The organism is Streptomyces zinciresistens K42 (assembly GCF_000225525.1).
GTDB lineage: Bacteria > Actinomycetota > Actinomycetes > Streptomycetales > Streptomycetaceae > Streptomyces > Streptomyces zinciresistens.
In genome coordinates this window covers 22,066-28,777 of the sequence record NZ_AGBF01000077.1, presented here as the reverse complement: position 1 = coordinate 28,777, position 6,712 = coordinate 22,066, and the positions used below count along the sequence as shown (strand labels likewise).

Annotated in this window: 4 protein-coding genes; all 4 read right to left on the bottom strand. The window is 76.2% G+C overall.

Annotation, left to right across the window (positions count from 1 at the left end):
• Positions 1-336: 336 nt before the first annotated feature.
• A complete protein-coding gene (locus SZN_RS20730; RefSeq protein WP_007498201.1) occupies positions 337-1,542 on the bottom strand; it encodes an SUKH-4 family immunity protein in 1,206 nt (401 codons plus the stop codon).
• Between the two features lie 286 nt (positions 1,543-1,828).
• Complete coding sequence (locus tag SZN_RS20725; RefSeq protein WP_007498199.1) at positions 1,829-4,138, bottom strand: xanthine dehydrogenase family protein molybdopterin-binding subunit; 2,310 nt, start codon at positions 4,136-4,138, stop codon at positions 1,829-1,831.
• The gene (locus SZN_RS20720) at positions 4,135-5,637 is read right to left on the bottom strand and encodes a 2Fe-2S iron-sulfur cluster-binding protein (RefSeq protein WP_007498198.1); all 1,503 of its coding nucleotides are present in this window, start codon (positions 5,635-5,637) and stop codon (positions 4,135-4,137) included. The genes SZN_RS20725 and SZN_RS20720 overlap by 4 nt, the downstream gene beginning before the upstream one ends.
• Entirely contained in the window at positions 5,634-6,527 is an 894-nt protein-coding gene (locus SZN_RS20715; protein WP_007498197.1) for an FAD binding domain-containing protein, read from the bottom strand. Before SZN_RS20715 ends, SZN_RS20720 begins: the two co-directional genes overlap by 4 nt.
• Positions 6,528-6,712: the final 185 nt, after the last annotated feature.

Sequence of the window (6,712 nt, the reverse complement as noted above, 5' to 3'; positions counted from 1 at the left end):
GTCAGGCCCGGGGCGCCGCGCGGGCGGGGCGGGTCCGAGGCGGCGCGGCGAGTGCGCGAGCTGCTGGCAGGCGTACTCCGGGACCGCCCGGCGCGGAGTGGGCCGTCACCACGGTCCAGCCGGCCCGCCCCGGAGCCAGTTCGGCCGCCCGCGCGGGGGCTCGGCGATGAGCCGTGTGCCCGGCCCCGCGTCCGGCGTCCGGCGTACGCGGCACGACGTACCCGCACCGGGGATCGCCGGACGCCCGGTGGCGGTGCGCTCCCCCTGTCCGGACCGTCCCCGTCGACCCGCCCGCCGCCCGCCCGGCCGCGGTGACGGCAGTGACGGACGGCGCCTTCAGCGTGCGCCGGTCGGCGACTCCAGGACGCCGCCCGCCTCGTCCAGGAACGCCTCGGTCCAGTAGTGCCGGCCCTCGCCGCCCGCCGCGGTGCCGGTCGGGTCGACCGTCGAGAGGACCTGGAGCATCGTCATGGCGAGCTGGTCGTAGGTGTCGGTGGTCAGCTCGTGGCCCGACTCCTCGTCGATCGCCTGCTCGCGGTGGAGCAGCCAGAGGGTGAAGGCGAGCGTGGAGACGTCCGTGTTCAGCGGGTGCAGGCGCCCTTCGGGCTCGCTCCAGTTGAGCACCGCGCCCGTCTCCCCGTCGACGACCAGGCTGTTGTCCTCGACGAGATGGCCGAGGCGGATCAGGTGCGCGGCCCGGGGCGGCAGGCGCGGCGGGTCGTCGGAGTCGGGGCGGTCGGCGCAGTACGCCGCGAGCGTCGCCAGCGGGACGTCGGTGTCCAGGGTGAACAGGAAGCCGTCCTCCGGCAGCCCCGCCTCGCGCAGGAAGCGGCGGGTCGGCTCATGGGTGAGCGTGGCGGGGAAGTCGACCTCCTCGAAGCGCACGACCTCGCGCCGGCCGAACTCCTGGTCCAGCAGCCGCGGCGGCAGGTCCAGGGCCAGCCCCGACTGCCCCGCGCGCCCGGCGACCAGGGCCAGCGGCCGGATCAGCGCGGCCATCCTCCAGAACGGCGCCGGCGCCCCGTCCGCGCCCTCCTCGAACACGGCCAGCAGATGACGGGACGCCTCCGCGACCGCCTGGGGGCCGTAGCGCCCGGCGTAGGAGGCGAACTGGCCGCGCAGACCGGCGAGTTCGTCCGTGGCCTCGGCGAAGCGCAGCAGCGTCCGCAGGGAGGGCGCCAGCGCGCGGCGGTCCATGAGGTCGGGGCGGTCGTGCAGGAAGTACGTCGTCGAGATCTCGCCCGTGGCGCCGTCCAGCAGGACCGACTCGGCCTCCAGGCCGCCGGGGCCGAGCAGTTCGCCTATCACCAGCTGGCCGCGCAGCTCCGCCGCGAGCCGGTCGCCGGGGTCGCCGGTGGAGTCCCCGACCGTGCGCAGGCCGTCCCGGCAGAGGCCGGCGAAGCTCAGCACTCCGCTGTCCCCGGGCAGTCCGGGTCCGGTCAGCCAGCGCCGCGTGGACGCGTGCGTGACGTACGGGTCGAGCTCGGTCTCGGTCAGGATGATCGACCGGTCACCCGCGTGGGTCGTGATCGTCGTGCTCATGGCTCCCCCGCATGCGCTTGCTCACCGCCCCTGGGACACGGCGGGGCCGTCCGGCCCGCCGCACCCGCCTGCCGTCCCCACTGACCAGAAGCCTACGCGCCACCACTGACAACGCCCCCGGAACCGGTCCGCCCGGCCGCGGCGCCCCGAAACCGGCACGCCCGCCGACAGCGCTTCACTCGTCGGACGCCCGGCGCACCCCCGCGCGTTCCCGTGCGTTCCCGTCCACCGTGGTTCCCCGTCCCCCGCGCGTTCCCGCGCCGCCGCGATCCGCCGCGGCGGGTGCTCACTGGCCGGTGACGACGGCGGCCTGCGGACGGATGGGGAGCCGGTTGACGGGACGGCCCGTGGCGGCGCGCACGGCCGCCGCGACGGCCGCGGGCGACGTCACCACCGGCACCGCGCTCACCGCCTTCGCGCCGAACGGGGCGACCACGTCGCGCTCCTCGACCAGCTTGACGATCCGGATGTCCGGCGCGTCCAGGGCCGTGGGCAGCGAGTAGCCCGTCAGGTCGGGGTGGCGGATCAGCCCGCGCGCGGAGCGCAGGTTCTCCGTGAGCGCTATGCCGACGCCCTGCGTCACGCCCGCCTCCAGGCGTGCCCGCAGCTGCGCCGGGTTCAGCACCCGGCCGACGTCCTGGGCGAGCGCCAGCTCGACCACGCGCACCGAGCCCAGCTCGATGTCGACGTCCACCACGGCGCGGATCGCGCAGAAGGCCATGCCCACGAAGGCGTCGCCCTGGCCCGCCTCGTCCAGGGGTTCGGTGGGGTGCGGGCGGCACTGGGCGGTCGCCCACAGCTCCTTGCCGTCCATCGCCTCGGTGACGGTGGTCGACAGGACGCCGTCGTAGGAGGTGATCTTGCCGTCGGTGATCTGGAGCAGTTCGGTGGACATGCCGAACTTGTGGGCCAGCGGCTGGAGCAGCTGGGTGCGGACCATCTTGGCCGCGCGCTCCACGGCACCGCCCGACACCCAGGTGTGGCGGCCGCGGCAGCCGGCGCCGGCCGGGGGCTGGTCGGTGTCCACGGGCGCCACGTGCACCTCGTCGATGCCCAGCGTGTCCTGGACGATCTGCCGGGCCAGCGTCGTGAAGCCCTGGCCGGTCTCGACCGCCGCGCACAGCACGGTGGCGACGCCGTCGTGGACCTTCACGGTCGCGGTGGAGACCTCGTCGGCGCCCTCGGCGCCGAGCATGTGGACCATGCCGAGGCCGTAGCCCACGCCCCGCCGCACCGCGCCCGGTTCACCCGCGCCCTCGGGGCCGCCGGGCAGCAGCCACTCGTCCTCGGGGGTGTCCTTGGGCAGCGGCGGAAGCGGATGGTCCCGTACCGCCTGGAGCAGTTCGGCCACCGGGGCCGGGCAGGTCACCGTCTGGCCGGTGGGCAGCACGTCGCCCGTCGCGAGGGCGTTGCGCAGCCGCAGTTCGGCCGGGTCCGCGCCGAGCTTCTTGGCGAGCTTGTCCATCTGCGCCTCGTAGGCGGCGCACACCTGCATCGCGCCCTCGCCGCGGACATGGCCGGAGGGCGGGTTGTTGGTGCGTACGGCCCAGCCCTCGATGAAGGCGTTCGGCACGACGTAGGGGCCGCAGGCGAAGGCCACCGCCGCGGCCAGCGCCTCGGAGGAGGTGTCGGCGTAGGCGCCCGCGTCGAGCAGGATCTGCGCCTCGACCTTGACGAGCCTGCCCTCGGCGTCGGCGTGGTGGCGGTACCGCAGCAGGGTGGGGTGGCGGTGGGTGTGGCCGAGGAAGGACTCCTCGCGCGTGGCCGTCAGCTTCACCGGGCAGCCGGTCTTCAGCGCGAGCAGTCCGAGCGGCAGTTGGAAGCCCTGGTCCTCGCGGTCGGCGGTGGCTCCGGGGACGCCGGTGACGACGACCTTGACGCGCTCGGGCTCCAGGCCGTAGCAGGCGGCGGCCCGGTCGCGGTCGGCGTGCGGGTCGGTCGAGGCGAGGTACAGCTCCACGCCGCCGTCCGGGCGCGGCACCGCGAGGCCCGCCTCGGCGCCGATGGGGGCCGGGTCCTGGCGGCCGATGCGGTAGAGGCCCTCGACGACGACGTCGCCGGCCGCGTCGGGGTCGCCGTGCCGCAGCGGGATGTGGCGGATCAGGTTGCCGTCGGGGTGCAGCGGCTCGGCCTCGAACGCCTGCTCGGGGTCGATGACCGGGTCGAGCACCTCGTACTCGACGATGACGGCCGCCGCGGCGAGGCGCGCGGTGTCGGGGTGGTCGGCGGCGACGGCCGCGATGGGCTCGCCGTGGTGGCGCACGACCTCGGAGGCGAAGACCGGCCGGTCGGCCCGGCCGCGGCCGAGCAGTGTGCTGCCGGGCACGTCCTCGTGGGTGACGACGGCCCGTACGCCGGGCATCTCGCGCGCGTGGGTGGTGTCGATGGAGATGATGCGCGCGTGCGGGTGCGGCGAGCGCAGTACGGCCGCCCACAGCAGGCCCTCGGCCCACAGGTCGGCCGCGTAAGGGAAGGTGCCCTCGGTCTTCGCGCGCGCGTCGGCGGCCGGCAGGGAGGTGCCGAGGCCGTGCGGGACCGGCTCGGCGGCGGGTGCCGCCGCCGGGTCGGTGGTCGCGGTGGCGGCTTCGTTGCTCACGCCTGGCCTCCGTCCTGGCCGTACTCCTGGTCGTGCGCTCCCGCGCCGCCCGGTGTCCCGAACGCCGACGGGTTGACCCCGCCGCCGCCCGGACCCGCCTGGTGCGGAATGCGCGGTTCGTCCCCGTCGCGCTCGGACGCCTCGGCCGCGGCGTGCGCCTCGCGCTCGGCGACGACCTCCTGCACGGCGTCCACGACGCCCCGGTATCCGGAGCAGCGGCAGAGGTTGCCGCACAGTGCCTGGCGGGTCTCCAGCTCGGTGGGGGCCGGGTTGCCCTCCAGCAGGTCGTGCAGGGTCATCGCCATGCCGGGCACGCAGAACCCGCACTGCACCGCGCCGCAGCGGGCCAGCGCGCGCTGCACGTCGGAGGGCTGCCCGTCCTCGGCGAGGCCCTCCACGGTGCGGACCTCGCTGCCGGCCGCCGTCACGGAGGGCACCAGGCAGGACGCGACGAGCCGTCCGTCGACCTGGACGTTGCAGGCGCCGCACTCGCCCTGCGAGCAGCCGTCCTTGGCGCCCGCGAGGCCGAGCCGCTCGCGCAGCACGTAGAGCAGCGACTCGCCGATCCAGGCGTCCGAGACGGGCCGGTCGACGCCGTTGACGCGCAGCACGTAGGAGGCGAGGGGGTGTTCCTCACCGGACGGCGGCGGTACGTCGCCGGGGGCGGCGCCCTCCTCATCGGCGGAGTCGGCCTCCGTGTCGCCGGCCTCGGCGTCGGCGGTGGGCTCCTGCGGGCCCTCGGCGGCCTCTGTGGCGGCGTGGGGATCCGCGCCGGGCTCCTCGTGCCCCGCGGGGGGTGCGGCGGCCTCTGGGGCGCCTTCGGCGTCGTCGGCGGGGTGGGCGTAGCCGCCGGAGTGCGTGTGCGGGTCCTCGGGGTGCCCCTCGGCGGGGTAGGGCGTGTGGCCCGTCGCCTCCGGCTGCCGGTCCCAGGGCTGCCCCGCGGGCTGCGGCGCCCAGGGCGCGGAGGCGCCTCCCGGGAGCGCGGCGGGGGGCGCGGCGCCCCACTGCCCCACCAGGGAGGACGTGGTGAACTCACCCGACTCGTCCGCGAGGTCGCTCTCGGCGAGCGGGATCGACCACTGCCCGGTGCCGTCGTGGCCCGCGGGGTCCTGGCCCGGCCGCCCGGCCGCGCCGTCGCCGGTGTTCCACTGCTGGGTGGCCGTGGGGTCGTACGCGAACCGGTCGCCGCCGGTGTCCTGGCGCGCGGCGTCCGGGGCGGGCCAGCCACCGCCCTCGGCGGGCGCTCCCGCGACCGGCCAGCCGCCGGGGTCGGCGGGGTCGGTGCCCGCGGTGGTGCCCGACGCGACCGTTATCTGCGGCGGGACGTATCCGTGCCCCGGTGCGGCGAGCGGGCTGTCCGCGGAGGCCAGGAGGGCGTCGATGCCGCCCTCGGGGAGCTCGACGAAGGCCGTGGCGCCGTCGTCGTAGTCGCCCTGGGGCAGCGGGTCCCAGCGGCCCGCGCCCTGGGGCGTGCCCTCTCCGTGCCGGTCGTCGCTCACGACAGCGCCCTCCCCAGTGCTCGTCGGGCCAGCGCGGCGACGGTGCGCCGCAGGTGCAGTACGGCGGGCGGATGCTGCGTCACGGACCCGTCCTCGGCGGGGGCCGGGTCGGGGATGCACGCCGCGGAGACGTACTCCCCGAATGCCTGCAGCGCCTCGGGCACGATCGTGCGGCTGTTGTCCCAGTCGATCAGCTGGGCCACCCACTGCTCGGCCTCCAGCGGCCGGAGCGGCATCGGCGCTATGGCGCCGACCGCGCACCGGATGCCGCGCCGGGCGGGATCGAGGACGACCGCGACCGAGGCCATCGCGCGCCCGGGGCCGGTGCGGCCGGTGGCCTTGAGGAAGACCTGCGGCGCGTGCAGCAGCGGTACGCGCACGTAGCCGATGAGTTCGCCGGCGCGCAGCATGTCCACGCCCGCCAGCAGGTGCGAGACCGGGATCTCCCGGCGGGCGCCGTCCGGGCCCGCGATGATCAGGGTCGCTTCGAGGGCGGCCAGGACCGGCAGCGCGTCACCGGTCGGGGACGCGGTGGCGATGTTGCCGCCGAGGGTGCCGGCGTTGCGGATCTGCGGCGGGCCGGCCGCGCGCGCGGCGGCGGCGAGCGCGGGGATCAGCGCGGCGAAGTCGGGGCGCCCCATGCGCGCGTGCGTGAGGCCCGCGCCGAGCAGGGCGTGGCCGTCCTGGTACTGCCAGCCGCGGATCTCGCTGATCCTGCCGAGGCCGACGAGGGCGGCCGGCCTGAGCTGGCCGGAGTTGACGGCGGCCATGAGGTCGGTGCCGCCCGCGACGGGGACGGCGGCGGGCACGGCGGCGAGTGCCGCCACGGCCTCGTCCAGCGTCGTGGGCAGCGTGACGGCCTTCGCCGCCTGCGGTGCGTGCGTGGTCAAACCGGCTGCCCCTTCCCGCTGCCCCACCTGGTCCCGCCTGTGCTGCCGTACGGTACGTGCTGACAGGGCGGACGTGGCAACTCTGGCACATCTTCGCAGGGCACGAGGACACGGGTCCGCTAGGAGGCATTCGCCCACCTCATCGGGGAGATGGTCTGTTTTCGCACGCCCTCACCGATGAGTGC

Excerpts from the sequence above, each read along its gene's own strand:
- SZN_RS20730 (WP_007498201.1), bottom strand. The coding sequence starts at position 1,542 with ATGAGCACGACGATCACGACCCACGCGGGTGACCGGTCGATCATCCTG.